This window comes from Burkholderia sp. Tr-20390, from assembly GCF_017104595.1.
Classification (GTDB): Bacteria; Pseudomonadota; Gammaproteobacteria; order Burkholderiales; family Burkholderiaceae; genus Burkholderia.
Window position 1 is genome coordinate 17,607 of sequence record NZ_JAAGPC010000032.1, and the last position, 20,547, is coordinate 38,153.

Consider the following 20,547-nt stretch of genomic DNA (forward strand, 5'->3'; position numbering starts at 1 on the left):
TTCTCCGTCTTCAGACGCGCGCCGCGTCGGTGCCGGGTTCGGCGGCCACTTCACGCACATTCAGGGCTTGCGGCGGCAGCGGGTCGTGCGGGCGCGTCTCCAGCCAGAAGCGATACATCAGGTTCTTCGCGGTATCGAGGCGATACGTGCTCGTCGCGCGCATGTCGGACAGCGGCTGGTAGTCGCGCTCGAGCGCCTGCATCGCCGCCTGCGCGGTGGCTTCGTGCCACTGCGCGCCGTCGAGCACGGCTTCCGTCTGGGTCGCGCGCTTCGGCGTCGCGGCCATCCCGCCGAACGCGATGCGCGGCTCGCGGATCGTGTCGCCGTCCGCGATGAACGCGAACGCCGCGCACACGGCCGAGATGTCGGAGTCGAACCGCTTCGACAGCTTGTACGTGCGGAACTGCAGCTTCTCGCGCGCGCCGGTGCGGGTCGGCACCTTCAGGCCGACGACGAATTCGTGCGGTGCCATGTCCTTCTGCTGGTAGCCCGTGTACAGCGCCTCGAGCGGCAGCTCGCGCACCGTGTCGCCGCCGCGCAGCACCACGCGCGCGCCGAGCGCGATCAGGCCCGGCATCGAATCGCCGATCGGCGAGCCGTTCGCGACGTTCCCGCCGATCGTGCCCGCGTTGCGGATCGGCAGCGACGCGAAGCGCTTCCACATCTCGGTCAGTTCCGGATACGGGCCGGCCAGCGCCGCATACCCTTTCTCGACCGTCACGCCAGCACCGATTTCGATCCAGTCGTCGCCGTGCACGATGTTCTGCAGTTCGGCGATCTGGCCGACGTAGATCAGGTCGTCGAGCCGGCGCATCTGCTTGGTGACCCACAGGCCGATGTCGGTGCTACCTGCCAGGATGCGCGCGTCGGGCCGCTCGGCCTTCAGCGCGGCCAGCGCGTCGAGCGTGCGCGGCGCCGCGAAGCGCGCGCCGTTGATCGTCGTGTAGTCGAACGTATCGTCGCGCTTGAGCGATGCGAGCGTGCGGGCCAGCGCGGCGGTGTCGACCGGCGCCGACGGTGCCGGTGCACCTTCGCCGGCCGCGTCGAACATCTGCACGGCCGCATCGACGATCGGGCGATAGCCGGTGCAGCGGCACAGGTTGCCCGTCAGCGCATCGGCGATCTCGGTGCGCGTCGGCACGTCCTTCGCCTTCGCGCACGTGCCGGCACGGCCGCAGCCTTCGTGGCCGTGCTTCTCGTACAGCGCCCACATCGACATCACGAAGCCGGGCGTGCAGAACCCGCATTGCGAACCGTGGCAGTCGACCATCGCCTGCTGCACCGGATGCAGCGCACCGTCCGGCTGACGCAGGTCCTCGACCGTCAGCAGCGCCTTGCCGTCCAGCGTCGGCAGGAACTGGATGCATGCGTTGACGGCCTTGAACTCGACCGCGCCGGCGTCGGTCAGCTCGCCGACGACGACCGTGCACGCGCCGCAGTCGCCTTCCGCGCAGCCTTCCTTGGTGCCGGTGCAATGCGCGTCCTCGCGCAGGTATTGCAGCACGGTGCGGGTAACGTCCGCGCCGCTGACTTCGCGGATCGCGTGACGATGGTAGAAGCGGATCGGCTCACTCATGTCTCGATGGTTCTTCAAATGGGGGGCAAGGCGGCCCGCGCTGTGCGCTCGACCGACGTTTTTCTGACAGTTTGCACGCTATCACCATCAAATTTCGCAACCCATAGCCCATCACGCATGGGGCCCATATAACTGCCGCGATATGAGCGCCGGGCCGGCTCGACGGCCTTTACACACGGCGCTCCCAGCCCCTTCCCTGCTTCCCCGCGACCGCCCGGGATCCTCGAAAACAGGTCGCGATTAACTAAATGGTACCTGCGTGAAAACCGGTTCCATGGGAAAATCCCGATTCCCTTTTTCGCCGTCCTCTGCCCGTTTCGTTCATTCGTTCCGACCCCATGTCAACCGATTCCGCCACACCGCCGCGCAGCGGGTTCGCGGTCACGCTGCAAATCGTGTCCGTCGTCTGCTTCACGTTCATCTGCTACCTGACTATCGGGCTGCCGCTCGCGGTGCTGCCGGGCTTCGTCCATGACGACCTCGGCTTTTCCGCGATCGTCGCGGGCGGCGCGATCAGCGTCCAGTATTTCGCGACGCTCGCGTCGCGGCCGCTGGCCGGGCGCCTGGCCGATACGCTCGGCCCGAAGCAGACGGTGTTGCGCGGGCTGGTCGGTTGCGGCGTGTCGGGCGTGCTGCTGCTCGTCGCGCTGCTGCTCGCGCACTGGCCGGTCGCGAGCCTCGTGCTGCTGGTCGCGAGCCGGCTCGTACTCGGCGTCGGCGAGAGCCTGTGCGGCACCGGCGCGATCCTGTGGGGCATCGGCCGGGTCGGCGTCACGCACAACGCGAAGGTGATCTCGTGGAACGGCATCGCGACCTACGGCGCGCTCGCGCTCGGCGCGCCGGTCGGCGTCGCGATCGCAAATACGCTGAATCCGGCGCTGATCGGCGTGCTCGTGATCGCGTTGGCCGCGATCGGCTTCTACCTCGCGCGCCTGATCGCTTCGGTGCCGCTCGTGCACGGCGAACGGATGTCGTATGCGAGCGTGTTTACGCGGGTACTGCCGCACGGCCTCGGCCTCGCGCTCGGCTCGGCCGGCTTCGGCTCGATCGCGACCTTCGTCACGCTGTACTACGCGGCGCGCCACTGGCCGAACGCCGCCCTGTCGCTGACCGTGTTCGGCACGCTGTTCATCGGCGCGCGCCTGCTGTTCGCGAACACGATCAAGACCTACGGCGGCTTCCGCGTCGCGATCGTGTCGTTCGCATTCGAATGTTCGGGCCTGCTGCTGCTGTGGCTCGCGCCGGTGCCGCACATCGCCCTCGTCGGCGCCGCGCTGACCGGCTTCGGCTTCGCGCTGATCTTCCCGGCGCTCGGCGTCGAGGCCGTCGCGCTCGTGCCGCCCGCGAGCCGCGGCGCGGCGCTGTCCGCGTACTCGGTGTTCCTCGACTTGTCGCTCGGCATCACGGGCCCGCTCGCCGGCTATGTCGCGGGCGCGCTCGGCTATCCGCAGGTGTTCCTGTTCGCAGCGGTGGCGGCTGCCGCGGGCGTCGCGCTGTCGATGGTGCTGTACCAGCGGCAGGCGCGGGTCGAGGGAAGCGGCGCGGCGGCATGAAAAGCGGGAGGCGCGTTGCCTCCCGCGCCACGCGGGGTCAACGCAGCAGTACGTTGAAGTCCCGCAATACGCGGACCGCATCGGGATGACGCCTGAATGGAACGGCGCGCCCGAGCGAGAGCTTCGGTTTGGCACGATCGAACAGCACGAGCGCTTCCGACGTGTTGAGATGGCGCGACATATACAAAAACCCGTCGACGCGACGGGGATGCCGGTGGACGGCAAGCGACCACAATTGCGGAACGTCGTACGGTGCGATGGTCGACAACGCACCGTCACCACCGAGATTTTTCAGCGGCAAGCCGTGCAGGACGGCGACGGTCAGCGGCGCGCCGTCAAATGAAAGGACGTAGCGATCGAGTTCGGTCGTCACGAGCGGAAAACCGCCCAGCACCAGATCGGCGACTTCGTCGTGCAGCACCGTCTCGGCGAATGCGCAATGCAGATCGAAGCCGAAATAGCTCGTGCCGTACCGCCGCCGCTTGCGCGGATCGTCGAAGCGATTGCCGCCCGATTTCCCGAAGTAAGGCTCGCCGGTCGCATATCGCGAGATACGCACCAGCGCCGCCGGCGCAACTTCGCGAGTCACCAGCGTTGCGCTCGCGAAATGTTCCCCCGGCGCCGTCAGCAAACGGACCCCCTAGCGCTCGGCGAACGCCGTGGCGGCACGCTCGACTTCATCCACCTTCCCGCGCGACAGCGCGACGAGCGGCGTAACGTTGCCCAGGGACGCCTTCGGCGTCGTGAAGAACTGCCATTTGCTCCATCCCGGCAAACCGCCCAGACATTGGGTCACCTTGCCCAACGTCTTGCGATCGATGTCCCCCGCCAGGTAGAAGGCCGGGTAGTACTGTGCGGCGCCGACATCGACCGTGAAGATCCGGCCGGACGCTACCGCCTTGCTGAGCGCCTGCCGCGTCATGCCGAGGCCGGCCCAGATCTGCGCGGCAGGCAGCAGCTTGCCGTCGGCGACCAGCGTGCGCCGTTCCGCCTGCACCTGCCTTTCCGGATCGGCGACGACGCCCGCCGCCCGCTTCTTCCCGGCGGTCGGCTTCCTGTCGCGCGTCGCGGCCGCAGCGATGCCGAACGTGATCGTGCCGGCCAGATCGATGACCTGCGCGATGCCGACCTTGAACAGGTGCCCCAATTGCTCGTCTGACAGGCTGAGCAGCGCCCGCGCGCGATCCGGGCCGAGCATGGTCGCCGCGCCGACAGCGCTGCGCAGCGCTTCCTCCGTCTCGACGTCAAGAACGACGGCCGTCCCTTCCAGCGTATGAGCCCGCGCAATCATCATCACCTCCCGTCACGACCGGAATGATCAAGCGTAGCTCCGACTCGAAACCAAGTCAACCGTGTCAACCTAATCGACCGTTCGCCACGTTCCTCGATCGTGCGTTCGCGCAGCCCCGAACGTCTCAGGCAGCCCGCAAAAACAACCGCCGCGTCAGGTCGAACGCGACCAGGTTGCCGGCCACCACCAGCAGCAGCCCGACCACCGCGAGCGGCGACCACTGGTAGCCCTCGAACACCGTCGACACGGCCAGCGCGACGATCGGGAACAGCACCGTGCAGTACGCGGCGCGCTCCGGCCCGATCCGGCCGACGAGGGTCAGATAGGCGGTAAAGCCGATCACCGAGCCGGGCACGGCCAGGTAGACGAGCGCGCCGAGATAACGCGGGCTCGTGTCGAGCGTGAACGGCATCCCGGCCACCACGCTGCCGACGGTCAGGATCGCCGCGCCGATCAGCATCGCCCAGCCGTTGGTCGCGAGCGGGTGCAGACCCATCGACTGCATCCGGCTCGACAGCAGGTTGCCGATCGAGAAGCACATCGTGCCCGCGAACGCGATCGCGAGCCCCGTCCACGTCGCGTGGTCGTCGAGATGGCCGGCCATCTGCTGCCAGAACAGGCACGCGATGCCGGCCAGCCCGAGCAGCGCACCGGCAATCGCCGACGGCCGCAGCGGACGGCCCATGAACAGGCGGCCGTTGATCGAGTTCAGCAGTGGCGCGGTCGAGAAGATCACCGCGACGAGGCCGCTCGGCACGACCTGCTCCGCATAGTAGAAGCACAGGAAGTTCAGGCAGAACAGCGCGAAGCCCTGCGCGAGGAGAAAGCGCCACGCTTCGCGCGGCGGGCGCACCGGCCGGCGCATCACGCGCAGCAGCGCGAACAGCACGGCGGCCGCGAGCCAGAAGCGCCATGCAATCGACACGGGCGGCGGCACGGCGCCGAGCTGCCACTTGATCGCGATCCAGGTGGTACCCCAGATCAGCACGGTGACGAAATAAAGCGACAGGTTCATGGCGGCAACGATCCAAAAAGCAGGTGAAACGGATCCCGACTATGCCGCCGCCCGGCGCACGCCGATTGTCCGGAATTGCGGTCTTTTTCGGGCCGCCGCACGCGGCGCCGCGCGCCCGCTTATACTCGGCCCATCATGAGCCTCTCCCTTTCCGCGCCCCCTGTCGACCACCCCACCGCCCTGGCTGGCGGCGATCTGCCGTTCGGCCTGCAGTCGGTCTGCCGCACGCTCGCGGACGCGAACGCGACGCTCGAGCGCTTCGCGTGGCTCGGCGACCATCTGGCGATCGCCGAATGGACGCGGATCACCGACGAAAGCGAGACGGTCTACGAGCAGCCGGGCCACCACACGCTGTCGTGCTACCTCGACGGCGGTTACCGGACCGAACGCCAGCGCGTGCCGCGCTACGGCGCGCCGAGCCTGCTGTGCGCGCTGCCGGGCGACCATGAATCGCGCTGGTGGGTGCGCGGCGAGATGCACTTCATCCACCTGTATTTCCTGCCCGAACACTTCACGCAGCGTGCGATCCGCGAACTCGACCGCGAGCCGCGCGAGCTGAAGCTCGCCGACCGCACTTACTTCGAGGATGCGCGCGTCGCCGCGCTGCTGCGCTCGCTCGCGCTGGACGGCTGGGACGATGCCGACGAACGGCTGCGCGTGAACGAGACCGCGCACGAGGTGCTGAGCCTGCTGCTGCGCGGACAGAGCACGACCCGCACCGACACGTCGTTCCGCGGCGGGCTCGCACCGGCCGTGCGCCGCCGCGTGCGCGACTACATCGACACGTACCTGACGCAACCGCTGACGCTCGGCGAACTCGCCGACGTCGCCGCGCTGTCCGAGTACCACTTCTCGCGGATGTTCCGGCTGTCGTTCGGCCGCGCGCCGCACGCGTGGGTGGCCGAACAGCGCCTCGCGCGGGCACGCGAGCTGCTGCGCACGACGGCGCTGCCGCTCGCGCAGATCGCGGCCGACTGCGGCTATGCGAACGCCGGCCACTTCAGCCATCGCTTTCGCGACGCACATGGCACGACGCCGAATACGTACCGGCGCGCGATGCAGGGCCGCTGAGCGCGGCCCCTTTTTCCCCGTTTCCCTGCTTACGCGCCGCGCCGCGACAGTTCCTGTTCGAGCGCCGCGACGCCGGCCGGCAGGTCGACCGGCACCTTCAGGTCGACCATCGTGCGGCCGAACGCATGCAGCGTGCGGAACAGGTTGTGTTCGCGGCACTGCTCGCCCATCTGCCCGATCCGTACGATCGGCAAGCCGAACGAGCCCGAGATCTCGACCTGGTATTGCTTCGAGATATGGCCGCAGACCATTCCCGGCGTGAGCCCTTCCGGCGTCTCGATCCCGACCACTGAATTGAGCCGGCAGTCCTTCGGCGCGTAGAGCTTGAGCCCCATCGACTCGACGCCCGCCTGCAGCGCGAGCGAGCAGCGCAGGTGGCGCGCGAAGCGGCTTTCGAGCGTTTCCGCGCAGACGAGCCGCAGCGCTTCGTGCAGCGCGAGCACGCCGGACACGGGCGCCGTGTAGTGATAGCCCGCGTTGTGCCAGAAGTTTTCTGCAAGCGCCATGTCGAGGCACCAGTGCGCATTCGGTTCGGGGCGCTGCTTCATGCGCTCCCATGCGGCGTCGGAGAACGCGATCAGCGACACGCCCGGGATCGACGACAGCCCCTTCTGGCCGCCGGTGATCACCGCGTCGATGCCCCACGCGTCCATCTCGAGCGGCATCGTCGACAGCGTGCACACCGCGTCGACCACGACCAGCGCGCCGGCCGCCTTCGCGAGCGCCGCAATGTCGCGCAGGTCGCGATTCCACACGGTGTTCGACGTCTCGCCCTGCACGATCGTGACGATCTCGGGCCGCTCGCGCGCGATGGCGTCCGCGATCTCGTCGAGGCTGGCGACCGCGCGGTCGGCCACTTCGAGCGTCGCGACGTCGGCGCCGACGCGCGTGGCCATCTCGGCCATCCGCGCGCTGAAGAAACCGTTGCGGATCGACAGCACGCGCGTGCCGCGCCACGCGAGGTTCGAGATCGCCATTTCCATCGCGGCCGAACCGGGGCCCGCGACGCCGAGCACCCACTTCGTGCGGGTCTGGAACACGTAGCGCGCCATCTCCTTCACCTGCTCGATGATCTTCGCCATCGTCGCGCCGAGGTGGTTGATCACGACCGTGTTCGCCTTCGCGACGGCGGCCGGGATCGGGACCGGGCCGGCCCCCATCATCAGCAGCGGTTCTTCGGGCAGGATCGCGTCGAGCGGCACGACGACGGGACAGGGAATCGGCGAGTAATCGATGGACATGGCTGGTAAAAGGTGAGGAAAGGAAGTGCACGAGCGCCCGCCGCGCTGCATGGCGAACTGATCGATCATTCCGCGTTCCGCCGCCTCGCGCAAGAGGCACGCGCGGCCGGACAGCGCGACGGTGGCCCGGTCGCCGGACCGGGCCAGCCGGCCGTGCGCGGGTCGCACGCCGGCCATTCGGATTGAAAATGGATTGCCGGCCAGGGTGTGAAACGGTTCCACTCGTGCGTCAAGCGCACGATTTTCTCCGTCAATAACATCGCGCTCCATCGACATCGCCGCTTCAGCACGACTTCCGTATCGATTGAAATAGACCAGAACCGTGATGAAAATCATCACCCAGAATCCGATACGCAAAACTCTCGCATGACACAAAACATCCATTATCGCGGCATGAATTGGGGCACGCTTCCTGGCAATACCTGAAAAAATTCACACAAATAGCTAACAACCCATTGAATTAAATGGACATTATTCTCACCCAACATGCTTATCCAATATCGCGCCACCTTTGAACGACAGGCATGCCAGACAGCACTGCGTTTAACGCGTTACTCCCGATTTCGATTTTCCGCAACCCGCCGCTTTTCTCAGGTTGACGGATATCGCGCTGTATTGAACAATCGTCTGCGGAATCGAAGAAAACGATTTTTCGATACGACGGAAAACTGAGGGCCGCGCGATGCGCTTTCGAGGTCGCGCGGCGTAAAGCCACAACCATAATCAATCAACCGGGCCAGAAATACGCAAGCCATGAACCAGATTCAGACCATGCGTGTATTCGTCTGCGTCGCCGAGCAACAGAGCTTCCGGCGCGCGGCGCACCATCTCGGCGTGTCCAATGCACTCGTCACGCGTTCGATCGCGATGCTCGAGGGCCACCTGAACACCCGGCTGATCCACCGCACCACGCGGAACCTGTCGCTCACCGAGGCCGGCGTGCGCTACCTCGAAGGGTGCCGGGCGCTGCTCGAGGAATTCGATCACCTCGAATCGTCCGTCGCGCATGCCGTGCGCGAACCGGCCGGCACGCTGCGCGTCGTCGCGTCGGGCCTGCTGTCGCCGCTTGCGCTGACACCGCTCGTCAGCAGCTTCCGGCGCCGCTACCCCGAGTTGCGCGTGCAGCTGACCGTCGCCGAGGGGCCGCTCGACGTGCTCGATTCCGGGTACGACGTCGGCATCGTCACGGGCAACCGGTTCGACGGCAACCCGACGCTGATCGGCCACGCCCTGTCACCGAATCCGTTCGTTGCGGTAGCTGCGCCGGCCTATCTCGAGCGACGCGGCGAGCCGCGCCTGCCCGACGACCTGCCGGGCCACGACTGGGTCACGCTCGCACCGCACCAGCATGCACCCGCGTGGCAACTGGTCGGCCACGACGGCGTCGCGCATTCCGTCACGGTGCGTCCGACCTGCACGGTCAACCAGCTCGCGCTCGTCCACGCGGCCGCCGTGGCCGGTGCGGGCATCGCGGTGCTGCCCGAGCCGTGCGTCGCCAGCGCGCTCGCCAGCGGCGCGCTCGTGCGGCTCATGGCCGGCTACCGGATCGACGATCCCGACACGCAGTTGTCGCTCGTCTATCCGAACCGCCAGTACGTGCCGGCCCGCACGCGCAGCTTCGTCGAGCACGCGCTCGATCACTTCAGCGCGCAGCCGGCCCGCGAACGCACCGATTACGGTTTCCTGCGGCCGTCGCGCGGGCCCGACCGCTCCGACATCGTCACGGGGCTGCAGTAAACTGCGCGCGTCAGCCTTCGGAGGTGCAGCGTGCGCGTGATCCTGTTCAGCAGCCGGCAGTACGACGACGATTCGTTTGCTGCCGCCAACCGGCGGTTCGGCTATCGGCTGCACTTCCAGCCGTCGCACCTCGACGCGGAAACCGCGATCCTCGCGCATGGCTATGACGTCGTCTGCCCGTTCGTCAACGACACCGTCGACGCGGCCGTCCTCGAACGGCTGGCGGACGGCGGCACGCGCCTGATCGCGCTGCGCTCGGCGGGCTTCAACCACGTCGACCTGGCCGCCGCCGAGCGGCTCGGCATCACGGTCGTGCGCGTGCCCGCCTATTCACCGCACGCGGTTGCCGAACACGCGGTCGCGCTGATCCTCGCCCTCAACCGCCGCCTGCCGCGCGCCGTCGCGCGCACCCGCGAGGGCGACTTCTCGCTGAACGGCCTGCTCGGCTTCGACCTGCACGGCAAGACCGTCGGCGTGATCGGCACCGGCATCATCGGCAGCGTGTTCGCGAAGATCATGATGGGCTTCGGGATGCATGTGCTCGCGCACTCGGTGCCGCCGTACAACGACGAGCTGATCGCGTTCGGCGCGCGCTATGTCGCGCTCGACGAATTGCTGCACCACGCCGACATCGTCAGCCTGCACTGCCCGCTGCTGCCGGCGACGCACCATCTGATCAACGAACGGACGCTCGCGCGAATGAAGCACGGCGCGATGCTGATCAACACCGGGCGCGGCGGCCTCGTCGATGCGCAGGCGCTGGTCGACGCGCTCAAGAGCGGCCAGCTCGGCCATCTCGGGCTCGACGTGTACGAAGAGGAAAGCGGGCTCTTCTTCGAGGATCACTCCGACCTGCCGCTGCAGGACGACGTGCTCGCGCGGCTGCTGACGTTCCCGAACGTGATCGTCACGTCGCACCAGGCATTCTTCACGCGCGAGGCGCTCGCCGAGATCGCGCACACCACGCTGTTGAACATCGAGGCGTGGCACGCCGGCGCGCCGCAGAACGTCGTGACCGCGAATCGCTGAGAAATCGACGAAACCGGCTCATTTCATGGCTGCAAGCGATACCGCAATCGTTTGCTTTTGGTCGCCGCTGAAAACACGACCTTTTGCATCAACAATTTCGTGCTTTGTTTCAAATGATGTAACGCGGCGCGTGTGCCGTCTGCTATCGTTGCGCCGACGTTATCCCGCCCCCTCCCGTCCATGCGTTTCGACGATTCCGACATCGCCGCCGTCTACCGCGCCATTTTCGAACGGCGCGACATGCGCCACTTCACGCCGGCGCCCGTCGATCCCGCCGTGCTCGCGCGCCTGCTGCGCGCGGCGCATCATGCACCGAGCGTCGGCTTCATGCAGCCGTGGCGCTTCATCCGCGTCACCGATCCGGCGCTGCGCACTGCGATCCATGCGCTGGTCGAGGCCGAGCGCCGTGCGACCGCCGACGCGCTCGGCGAGCGCCAGGACGAATTCATGCGGCTGAAGGTCGAAGGCGTGCGCGAATGCGGCGAGCTGCTGGTCGTCGCGCTCGCCGACGGCCGCGAGCGCCACGTGTTCGGCCGTCGCACGCTGCCGGAGATGGATCTCGCGTCCGCGGCCTGCGCGATCCAGAACATGTGGCTCGCGGCCCGCGCCGAAGGGCTCGGGATGGGCTGGGTATCGCTGTTCGACGTCGATGCGCTGCGCGCGCTGCTGCGGATGCCCGACGGCGCGAAGCCAATCGCGGTGCTGTGTGTCGGGCACGTCGACGCGTTCTATGCGAAGCCGATGCTCGAGCAGGAACGTTGGGCCGCGCGGATGCCGATCGAAGCGTGCCTGTTCGAAAACGGCTGGGACGATCCGGCCGCGATCAATGCCGCCGGCTCGCCTTCGTCCCCCGCCGACGCGGCGGACGCGGCCACGGAAACCGGGGCCGGCTCGGCAAGCGCTTCGACCACGAGCGTTTGCGGGTCCCCCGAACGCATCGCCTGACGAGCCCCCCGCCGTCATCGTTCCGGCCCCCGCAATTTCACCGCCGCAAAGGCCGCCGAATCCCACACTGTGAGCGCCACGCGGGCAAGCCCGTCGCACGCCGGCAACAACCGTTTTGGCCCCAAGCATAGGGGTTTTCACTGAAGTAGAATCGCGGCTGTCGTTCGCCTTACCGCCCGCCCGTCCCGCGCATCCTGCGCCCGCCCGAGCGGCGGCTTTTCCCGAGCCCACCGCGATGCCCTTACCTCTTTTCGCCCTCGCCGTCGCCGCATTTGGAATCGGTACCACCGAGTTCGTGATCATGGGGCTACTGCCCAATGTCGCGCGCGATCTCGGCGTGTCGATCCCGGCCGCCGGCATGCTCGTGTCGGGCTATGCGCTCGGCGTGACGATCGGTGCGCCGATCCTCGCGATCGTCACCGCGAAGATGCCGCGCAAGCGCGCGCTGATGGGCCTCATCGGCCTGTTCATCGCGGGCAACCTGTTCTGCGCGATCGCCCCGGGCTATGCGGTGCTGATGGCCGCGCGCGTCGTCACCGCGTTCTGCCACGGCGCGTTCTTCGGAATCGGCTCGGTGGTCGCGAGCAACCTCGTCGCGCCGAACCGTCGCGCGCAGGCGATCGCACTGATGTTCACCGGGCTCACGCTCGCGAACGTGCTCGGGGTGCCGCTCGGCACCGCGCTCGGCCAGGCATACGGCTGGCGCGCGACGTTCTGGGCCGTCACCGGCATCGGCATCGCCGCGGCCGCCGCGCTCGCCGTCTGCCTGCCGAAGCATCTCGCGATGCCCGACACCAGCATCACGCGCGAATTCAGCGTGCTGAAACATCCGCAGGTGCTGATGGTGCTCGGCATCAGCGTGCTCGCCTCGGCCAGCCTGTTCAGCGTGTTCACGTACATCACGCCGATCCTCGAGGACGTGACGGGCTTCTCGCCGCGCCAGGTCACCTACGTGCTGCTGTTGTTCGGCCTCGGGCTGACGGTCGGCGGCACGCTCGGCGGCAAGCTCGCCGACTGGCGCCGGATGCCGTCGCTGATCGCGACGCTCGCGCTGATCGGCGTGGTCCTCACGCTGTTCGCGGGCACGATGCACCTGCCGTTCGCCGCGCTCGCGACGATCTTCGTGTGGGGCATCCTCGCGTTCGCGATCGTGCCGCCGCTGCAGATCCTGATCGTCGACCGCGCCAGCGACGCGCCGAACCTCGCGTCGACGCTGAACCAGGGTGCGTTCAACCTCGGCAACGCGACGGGCGCATGGCTCGGCGGGATGGCGATCGGCTCCGGCGTGTCGCTCGTGAACCTGCCGTGGGTCGGCGTCGCGATGGCCGTCGCGGCGCTCGCGCTCACGCTGTGGTCGGCGTCGCTCGAACGTCGACCGGTGGCCATGCCGACCGAGTACGTGTGACGCAACCCTGCTGAAATCGTTGCGAGCACAACTCCACTCAATGCTGATGGCCTTCATGGACCTTTCAAGGTCCGCGGTGTAGCATCCTCGCCGATGAAAGCCATTCTTAATCGCGATTTCCTCGCACTCATTCTGAGCGTCGCGGTCGTCGGTCTCGGCACCGGCGCCACGCTGCCGCTCACCGCACTCGCGCTGACCGAAGCCGGACACGGCACCAACGTCGTCGGCATGCTGACGGCCGCGCAGGCCCTCGGCGGCCTCGCGATCGTCCCGTTCGTCACCGCGCTCGCGCGGCATATCGGCTCGCGCCGCGCGATCGTCGTGTCGGTCGTGCTGCTCGCGGCGGCCACCGCGCTGATGCAGTTCACGTCGAACCTGATCCTGTGGGGCGCGCTGCGCGTGCTGTGCGGTGCCGCGCTGATGCTGCTGTTCACGATCGGCGAGGCGTGGGTCAACCAGCTCGCCGACGATTCGACGCGCGGCCGCGTCGTCGCGATCTACGCGACCAATTTCACGCTGTTCCAGATGGCGGGCCCCGTGCTCGTGAGCCAGATCGCCGGTGCGACGAGCATCCGCTTCGCGCTGTGCGGCGCGCTGTTCCTGCTCGCGCTGCCGACGCTCGCGACGATCCGGCGCGCGCCGCTCGCCGGCGACGACGCGCATCACGAAGCACACGGCCGCTGGCTCGACATCCTGCCGCGCATGCCCGCGCTGATCATCGGCACCGGCTTCTTCGCGCTGTTCGATACGCTCGCGCTGTCGCTGCTGCCCCTCTACGCGATGGATCACGGCGTCGCGAGCGCCACCGCCGTGCTGCTCGCGTCGATCATGCTGTTCGGCGATACCGCGATGCAGTTCCCGATCGGCTGGCTCGCGGACAAGCTCGGCCGCGAACGCGTGCACCTCGGCGCAGGCTGGATCGTGCTCGCCGGCCTGCCGCTGCTGCCGTTCGTGATCGCCAATCCGTGGCTGTGCTGGCCGTTGCTGTTCGTGCTCGGCGCGGCGGCCGGCAGCATCTACACGCTGTCGCTCGTCGCGTGCGGTGAACGCTTCCGCGGTGCGGCGCTCGTCACCGCGAGCTCGCTCGTGTCGGCGTCGTGGAGCGCCGCGAGCTTCGGCGGCCCGCTGGTCGCCGGCGCGTTGATGGAACAACTGGGCAGCCACGCGCTGGTCGGCGTGCTGGTCGTCTGTGTCGCGGCGTTCGTCGCGGCCGCGCTGTGGGAGCGCCGCGTCGCGCCGCAACGCGCGGTCTGACACCGGGGCGCGAGCATACCGCCGCGCGCCGCCCAAACGACGACGGCACGAACACACGCCGCCCGTCCACCGATACACCGGTCACATTGCGAAAACGACGACGGCCCGCGCAATGCGGGCCGTCATGCTCACGTGTGCGCCACGTTGCGCGTTACGCCTTCAACGCCGGCAGGATCTTGCCGACGCACGCGCCGAAGCCGACCCGGTAACCGTCGCCCTGGCACCATCCGGCGAGCGTGAGCTCGTCGCCGTCCTCGATGAACGCGCGGCTGCCGCCACCGTTCAGCGCGACCGGCTCCTTGCCGTTCCACGTCAGTTCGAGCAGGCTGCCGAACGAATCCTTCGTCGGCCCGCTGATCGTGCCCGAACCCATCAGGTCGCCCACGCGCGTGTTGCAGCCAGCAACCGTGTGATGCGCGAGTTGCTGCGCCATCGTCCAGTACATGTGCTTGAAGTTCGTGCGGCTGATCGACGTGGCTTCGGCCGCCCCTTCCGCGCGCAGCGTCACTTCGAGCGCGATGTCGAACGCATGCTTGCCCGCATGCCGCAGATACGCGAGCGGCTGCGGCGACTGCTCCGGCTGCGCGACGCGGAACGGTTCGAGCGCGTCGAGCGTGACGATCCACGGCGAGATCGTCGTCGCGAAGCCCTTCGAATTGAACGGCCCGAGCGGCACGTATTCCCACTGCTGGATGTCGCGCGCGCTCCAGTCGTTCAGCAGCACCATGCCGAAAATATGCGCTTCCGCGTCCTCGCACGCGATCGGCTCGCCGAGCGCATTGCCCTTCCCGACGATGAAACCCGTCTCCAGTTCGATGTCGAGCTTGCGGCAGGCACCGAACACCGGGCGCTCCTGGTCGGGCAGCTTCAGTTGCCCGCTCGGGCGCCGCACCGGCGTGCCGCTCACGACCACCGACGACGCGCGGCCGTTGTAGCCGATCGGCATCTCCGACCAGTTCGGCAGCAGCGCATTCTTCGGATCACGGAACATCGAGCCGACGTTGGTCGCGTGCTCCTTCGACGAATAGAAATCGGTATAGCCGGGAATCTCGACCGGCAGATGCAGCGTCGCGTCGCGCTGCGCGACGAGCACCTGTGCGCGCAGCGCCGTATCGTCACGCAGCCGCACGTTGTCGCGCGAGAACAGATCGGACAGCTGCACGCGCACGCTGCGCCATGCGTCGCGGCCGAGCGCGATGAATGCATTGAGCGTCGGCGCGGCGAACACGTCGGCGCCGGCCGGCAGCGTCACGAGGCCCGCACGCGCGAGCGCAGCGAGATCGACGATCTGGTCGCCGAGCGCCACGCCCGCACGGCGCGACGCTTGCTTCGCATCGCTGAAGATCCCGAACGGCAGGTTCTGGATCGGGAAATCGCAGGCGGGATCGTTCGCCGTCTCGACCCAGCTCTTGCGGGCCGGGTCGAGCGTCGCGCGCCAGTCTTGGGTATCGCTCATCGTTGCTCCGGATTGAAATGTTTCTTGATGCCTTGCCAGCATTCGAAGTAGTCGGCCTGCAGCTGCGCGGTGTCGAGCGCGTAGCGCGTCGGCCGGATCAGCGTGCGGGTTTCGAACATGAACGCCATCGTCGCGTCGACCTTGTGCGGCTTCGTCGTGTCGCTCGCTGACGCCTTCTCGAACGTGTCCGCGTCGGGCCCGTGGCCCGACATGCAGTTGTGCAGGCTCGCGCCGCCCGGCACGAAGCCTTCGGCCTTCGCGTCGTACGCGCCGTGCACGAGCCCCATGAATTCGCTCGCGACGTTGCGGTGGAACCAGGGCGGGCGGAACGTATCCTCGGCCGCGAGCCAGCGCGGCGGGAAGATCACGAAGTCAATCGTGTCGACGCCCGGCGTGTCGCTCTGCGACTGCAGCACCAGGAAGATCGACGGATCGGGATGATCGTAGCTGATCGAGCCGATCGTATTGAACAGGCGCAGGTCGTATTTGTACGGCGCGTAGTTGCCGTGCCACGCGACGACGTCGAGCGGCGAATGGCCGATGTCCGCGCGCCACAGCCGGCCGTTCAGCTTCGCGATCAGTTCGAATGCGCCTTCGCGGTCTTCGTACGCGGCTTGCGGCGTCAGGAAGTCGCGCGGATTCGCGAGACCGTTCGAGCCGATCGGGCCGAGATCCGGCAGGCGCAGTTGCGCGCCGAAGTTCTCGCAGATATAGCCGCGCGCGTCGCCGTCCGGCAGCATGACGGCAAAACGCACGCCGCGCGGGATCACCGCGATCTCGAACGGCTCGACGTCGACCCGGCCGAATTCGGTCGCGATGAACAGCCGCCCCTGCTGCGGCACGATCAGCAGTTCGCCGTCCGCGCTGTAGAAGAAGCGGTCCTGCATCGAGCGGTTCGCCGCATACAGGTGGATCGCGCAGCCGTTCATCGCGGCGGCCGAACCATTGCCGGCCATCGTCACGAGCCCGTCGACGAAATCGGTCGGCTCGACCGGCATCGGCAGCGGATCCCAGCGCAGCTGGTTCGGCGGTGTCGGCGGCACGTCGGCCGAATCAGCGAATTCCGACACGAGCCGCTGCGGGCCCGCATACGGCTCGAACGGCCGGTGCACGGCCGCCGGGCGGATACGGTACAGCCACGAGCGGCGGTTGTGGCCGCGCGGCGCGGTGAACGCCGTGCCCGACAGCTGCTCCGCGTACAGCCCGTACGGCGCGCGCTGCGGCGAGTTGCGGCCGTGCGGCAGCGCACCGGGCAATGCCTCGGTCGCGAATTCGTTCGCGAAACCGCTCTGGTAGCCGGCGGTTGCCGGCTTCGACAGGTCAAGCGTCATCGTTTCCTTTCTCCCTCAATTCATCGCGGCGTTCGGCGCCTGCGCGCCGCTTCGCCGCGTTACGCCGGCAAGCCCGAGGACGAACAGCGCCGAGCACAGCACGGGCACCGCGGCCGCGTGGAACAGCGCACCGTTCGACCAGTTGAGCGCAATCAGTTGTCCGCCGACGAGCGGCCCGAGCACCGAGCCGATCCGGCCGATGCCGAGGCTCCAGCCGATGCCCGTCGAGCGCAGCGACGTCGGGTAATACTGGCCCGCGAGCGCATTCACGGCCGGCTGCCCGCCGACCACGCAGAACCCGCCCGCGAACACCACCACCAGCAGCCACGGCAGCGCATGCGCGACCGAGCCGATCAGCCCCACCGATACGGCCGCGCACGCGAAGCAGGCGAACAGCACGCGCACGAAGCCGTAGCGTTCGATGAACCAGCCGAGCGACAGCGTGCCGATCACGCCGCCCGTCTGCAGCACCGTGCCGACGATCACCGCCGTGCCCGGCGAATAGCCCGCGTCGCGCATCACGGTCGGCAACCAGTTCGACAGGAAGTACAAATCGATCAGGTTCATGAAGCTGATCGCCCACAGCAGCAGCGTGACCGGCAGGCGGCCGTGGCTGAACAGCTCGGCGACCGGCGCGCCGGTCGCGGCGCGCTCGCGCACGACGATCCGCGTGTTCGCATCGATGCCGGCCTGCGGCGCGAAATGCGCGAGCCACGCGCGTGCCTGCGCGACGCGCCCTTTCAGCACCAGGAACTGCAGCGACTCGGGCAGCCGCGCGACCATCGCGATCGTCAGCACGAGCGGCACCGCGCCGCCGACGAAGAACACCGACCGCCAGCCGAGCGCCGGAATCAGCGCGGCGCTGATGAAGCCGCCGATCGCCGCGCCAAGCGTGAAGCCGCACGACACGATCATCATCCGCTTCACGCGATGCGCGGCCGGGCTGAACTCGCCGACCAGCGCCATCGCGTTCGGCATGATGCAGCCGAGGCCGAGGCCCGTGACGAAGCGCAGCGCCATCAGCACGGGGATCGAACCCGCGAACGGCGTCGCGAGCATCGTCACCGCGAAGAACAGCGTCGAGCCGATCAGCACCGGGCGCCGCCCGATCCGGTCGGCCAGCACCGACAGCCCGAGCGCGCCGAGCAGCATCCCGAACAGGCTCGCGCTGAACACGGGCCCCAGCGCCTGCTTCGGCACGCCCCATTCGGCGATCACGCTCGGTGCGACGTAGCCCATCGCCTGCGCATCGAATCCGTCGATCACGAGGCACAGCCCGCACAACACGAGCAGCATCCAGTGGAAGCCCGGGCGATGGGTCTCGTCGATCACGCGCTCGACTTCGAGCACGCGCGCGTCGGCCGGCGCCGCGCTCATTGCGTCACCTCGGCGGCCGGATGCACGGGCGGCGTCACGCCCTGACGCGCGAGCGCCATCGCTTCGCGCAGCACGTCGGCGTCGCCGATCTGGTTCGCGAGCAGCAGGATCAGCTTCGCGTTGACGAGCTGGCTGTCGGCGTCGGACAGGTCGCGATGCATGTCGATCAGCGCTTCGTAGAACGCGTCCGGATCGGCCAGGCGCGGGCGGGTGTCGAGTGGGGGCATGACGGAGTCTCCGGTGTCTTTATCGTTTTCAGCGTGCGCAGGTCGCGCGCGCCAGTGCGTCGGCCAGCGCCTGACGGTCGAGCGTGCGCGTGCGCGCGCACACGTGCTGGTCGGGACGCAGCAGGTAGAACGTGCCGGGCTTCGCGTCGTAGCGTTGCGCGGCGAAGCCGTCGACGTCCTCCACGACGACGACACCCGCGACCGCTTGCGCGTGCCCGGCCGGCACGACGAGCACGGGCCGCACCGGCAGCGCGAGGCCATCGAGCGCCTGCGCGAGCGCGGCCGCATCGCCCGGCAACCCGAACAGCACGCCGGTGAAGCCGCTGCCCAGATGCTGCAGAAGCCGGCCCGACGCGCCCCGCGGACGGACCGGCGCATCGGCCGCAGCAGCGCCCGGCCGCATCGCGCCCGCGAAGGCGTCGCCGTCGCGGTCGGGTGTGTTCAGCGGCGAATCGGCGAGCACCGCCGGCACCGACAGGCGGCCGCTGTTCACAAGCTTGCGCGCGAATTCGCAGTCGCGCGCAAGCTTCAGCGTCGCATCGCGGAACACGCGCGACACCGGGCTTTTCGGCGTGATGAAGTCGGTCGAGCGCGTCGAGTTGCGGATGTTCTCGTCGGCCGCGAACTCGCGCTCGCTCGCATACGTGTCGAGCAGGCTGTCGGCCGAGCGGCCGTCGAGCACGAGCTTCAGTTTCCACGCGAGGTTGTCGGCATCCTGCACGCCGCTGTTCGCGCCGCGCGCGCCGAACGGCGACACGCCGTGCGCGGAATCGCCCGCGAACAGCACGCGGCCGTGCCGGAACGTGTCCATCCGCTGGCAGCGGAACGTATAGACGCTCACCCATTCGAGCTCGAACTCGACGTCCGGCCCGAGCAGCGCACGCACGCGCGGGATCACGCGCTCCGGCTGCTTCTCGGCGACGGGGTCGGCATCCCAGCCGAGCTGGAAGTCGATGCGCCATACGTTGTCGGGCTGGCGATGCAGCAGCACCGACTGATTCGGGTGAAACGGCGGGTCGAACCAGAACCAGCGCTCGGTCGGAAACTCCGCCTTCATCTTCACGTCGGCGATCAGGAAACGGTCCTTGAACGTGCGGCCGTGGCTTTCGAGGCCCATCATCGTGCGCATCGGGCTGCGCGAGCCGTCGGCCGCGATCACGTACTGCGCGCGCAGCGTCGCGACGCCCTCCGGCGTTTCGATCGTCAGCACCGCGTGTTCGGCCGACTGGTCGACGCCCGTGACCTTGTGCTTCCAGCGGATGTCGATGTTCGGCAGCTCGAACGCGCGGTCGGCCAGGTAGCCTTCGACGTAGTACTGCTGCAGGTTGATGAACGCGGGGCGCGCATGCCCTTCCTCGGGCAGCAGGTCGAACGCGTACAACTGCTCGTCCTGCAGGAACACCTTGCCGACGTGCCAGCTCACGCCCTTGTCGACGAAGCGCTCGCCGCAGCCGAGCCGGTCGAAGATCTCGAGCGTGCGCTTCGCGAAGCAGATTGCGCGCGAGCCGGTCGACAGCGTGTCGTCGTCGTCGAGCAGCACGACGCTCACGCCCTGCTGCGCGAGGTCGATCGCGGCCGCGAGGCCCACCGGGCCCGCGCCGACGACGATCACCGGGTGAACGGTCGTGTCCTGCGCACGCGGGCGGTAGTCGAACTTCAGCGTCTGGTAATCGATGCTCATGGTCGCCATCCGCTCCTCACCCCTGCCGGGCGCGGGCCGGCACGCCCGTCATCCCGCCCGTCGCCTGCCGGCGCGCCGCGCCGCTCTCCCGCGTGCCATTCCTGTCAACCGCCACGTCTCGCTCCTTGCTTCCTGTTGATTCGTGAACGGCGCCGTCTCGCGGCGCCCGCATGCCGCATTTCTTGATCGGCGACAAATCCTGGATTTACGAATAGTAAAACCAATTACGAATAGTGAAATCAACGTAAACCCTAGCCGAAGCGTCGACGACGGGATAACCATATGAACGAAACGCCGAGCCGAGCTTGGCCGGCGCTGCTAATATCAAGCTACGAGGCGGCCCGTTCGGCCGCCGTTT

General features: G+C 68.0%; 17 protein-coding genes. 7 read left to right on the forward strand and 10 right to left on the reverse strand.

Translation table 11 applies throughout. The features are described 5' to 3' along the window. Window positions 1–10: 10 nt before the first annotated feature. Window positions 11–1,576, reverse strand: a complete 1,566-nt coding sequence (gene xdhA, locus G3N98_RS11810) for a xanthine dehydrogenase small subunit (RefSeq protein WP_206148279.1) — start codon at window positions 1,574–1,576, stop codon at window positions 11–13. Window positions 1,577–1,914: 338 nt separating this feature from the next. Here xdhA and G3N98_RS11815 point away from each other — a divergent pair, with 338 nt between their 5' ends. Continuing rightward, window positions 1,915–3,129, forward strand: coding sequence for an MFS transporter (locus G3N98_RS11815; protein ID WP_206148280.1), 1,215 nt, complete (start codon window positions 1,915–1,917; stop codon window positions 3,127–3,129). Window positions 3,130–3,166: 37 nt separating this feature from the next. Here G3N98_RS11815 and G3N98_RS11820 read toward each other — a convergent pair whose 3' ends face one another. The 3 genes from G3N98_RS11820 to G3N98_RS11830 all read right to left on the reverse strand — a co-directional run bounded on the left by G3N98_RS11820 (window position 3,167) and on the right by G3N98_RS11830 (window position 5,435). After that, a complete protein-coding gene (locus G3N98_RS11820; protein WP_346779082.1) occupies window positions 3,167–3,718 on the reverse strand; it encodes an RES family NAD+ phosphorylase in 552 nt (183 codons plus the stop codon). Window positions 3,719–3,769: 51 nt separating this feature from the next. Then, on the reverse strand, window positions 3,770–4,423 hold the full coding sequence (locus G3N98_RS11825) for a hypothetical protein (protein WP_241025875.1): 654 nt from the start codon (window positions 4,421–4,423) through the stop codon (window positions 3,770–3,772). 121 nt (window positions 4,424–4,544) lie between these two features. Beyond that, entirely contained in the window at window positions 4,545–5,435 is an 891-nt protein-coding gene (locus tag G3N98_RS11830; RefSeq protein ID WP_174946126.1) for an EamA family transporter, read from the reverse strand. A gap of 135 nt (window positions 5,436–5,570) precedes the next feature. Here G3N98_RS11830 and G3N98_RS11835 point away from each other — a divergent pair, with 135 nt between their 5' ends. Then, a complete protein-coding gene (locus G3N98_RS11835; protein WP_089439334.1) occupies window positions 5,571–6,506 on the forward strand; it encodes an AraC family transcriptional regulator in 936 nt (311 codons plus the stop codon). Window positions 6,507–6,535: 29 nt separating this feature from the next. Here the strand turns inward: G3N98_RS11835 and G3N98_RS11840 are convergent, their stop codons facing one another. Next, complete coding sequence (locus tag G3N98_RS11840; RefSeq protein ID WP_206148282.1) at window positions 6,536–7,747, reverse strand: alanine--glyoxylate aminotransferase family protein; 1,212 nt, start codon at window positions 7,745–7,747, stop codon at window positions 6,536–6,538. A gap of 753 nt (window positions 7,748–8,500) precedes the next feature. Here G3N98_RS11840 and G3N98_RS11845 point away from each other — a divergent pair. The 5 genes from G3N98_RS11845 (at window position 8,501) to G3N98_RS11865 (ending at window position 14,117) form a co-directional block, all read left to right on the forward strand. Continuing rightward, window positions 8,501–9,484 (forward strand): LysR family transcriptional regulator, encoded by a 984-nt coding sequence (locus G3N98_RS11845; protein WP_206148283.1) that lies wholly within the window; start codon window positions 8,501–8,503, stop codon window positions 9,482–9,484. Window positions 9,485–9,514: 30 nt separating this feature from the next. After that, on the forward strand, window positions 9,515–10,513 hold the full coding sequence (locus tag G3N98_RS11850) for a 2-hydroxyacid dehydrogenase (RefSeq protein WP_206148284.1): 999 nt from the start codon (window positions 9,515–9,517) through the stop codon (window positions 10,511–10,513). Window positions 10,514–10,693: 180 nt separating this feature from the next. Then, entirely contained in the window at window positions 10,694–11,458 is a 765-nt protein-coding gene (gene bluB, locus G3N98_RS11855) for a 5,6-dimethylbenzimidazole synthase (RefSeq protein ID WP_206148285.1), read from the forward strand. 235 nt (window positions 11,459–11,693) lie between these two features. Continuing rightward, entirely contained in the window at window positions 11,694–12,863 is a 1,170-nt protein-coding gene (locus tag G3N98_RS11860) for an MFS transporter (protein WP_206148286.1), read from the forward strand. A 93-nt stretch (window positions 12,864–12,956) separates the two neighbouring features. Beyond that, window positions 12,957–14,117 carry an MFS transporter gene (locus tag G3N98_RS11865; protein WP_089424615.1) on the forward strand — a complete coding sequence of 387 codons (1,161 nt, stop codon included), beginning with the start codon at window positions 12,957–12,959 and terminating at the stop codon, window positions 14,115–14,117. A 151-nt stretch (window positions 14,118–14,268) separates the two neighbouring features. On the opposite strand, the gene fahA is transcribed toward G3N98_RS11865, so the two are convergent. From fahA to G3N98_RS11890, 5 genes are read right to left on the reverse strand one after another with little or no spacing between them, the layout of a single operon-like run. Beyond that, the gene (gene fahA / locus G3N98_RS11870) at window positions 14,269–15,573 is read right to left on the reverse strand and encodes a fumarylacetoacetase (RefSeq protein ID WP_206148287.1); all 1,305 of its coding nucleotides are present in this window, start codon (window positions 15,571–15,573) and stop codon (window positions 14,269–14,271) included. Beyond that, a complete protein-coding gene (gene hmgA, locus G3N98_RS11875) occupies window positions 15,570–16,904 on the reverse strand; it encodes a homogentisate 1,2-dioxygenase (RefSeq protein WP_206148288.1) in 1,335 nt (444 codons plus the stop codon). The genes fahA and hmgA overlap by 4 nt, the downstream gene beginning before the upstream one ends. Window positions 16,905–16,919: 15 nt before the next feature. After that, the gene (locus G3N98_RS11880; RefSeq protein ID WP_206148289.1) at window positions 16,920–18,281 is read right to left on the reverse strand and encodes an MFS transporter; all 1,362 of its coding nucleotides are present in this window, start codon (window positions 18,279–18,281) and stop codon (window positions 16,920–16,922) included. Continuing rightward, window positions 18,278–18,508 (reverse strand): DUF2783 domain-containing protein, encoded by a 231-nt coding sequence (locus G3N98_RS11885; protein ID WP_069247256.1) that lies wholly within the window; start codon window positions 18,506–18,508, stop codon window positions 18,278–18,280. The genes G3N98_RS11880 and G3N98_RS11885 overlap by 4 nt, the downstream gene beginning before the upstream one ends. A gap of 28 nt (window positions 18,509–18,536) precedes the next feature. Beyond that, complete coding sequence (locus tag G3N98_RS11890) at window positions 18,537–20,198, reverse strand: FAD-dependent oxidoreductase (RefSeq protein WP_206148290.1); 1,662 nt, start codon at window positions 20,196–20,198, stop codon at window positions 18,537–18,539. Window positions 20,199–20,547 lie beyond the last annotated feature (349 nt).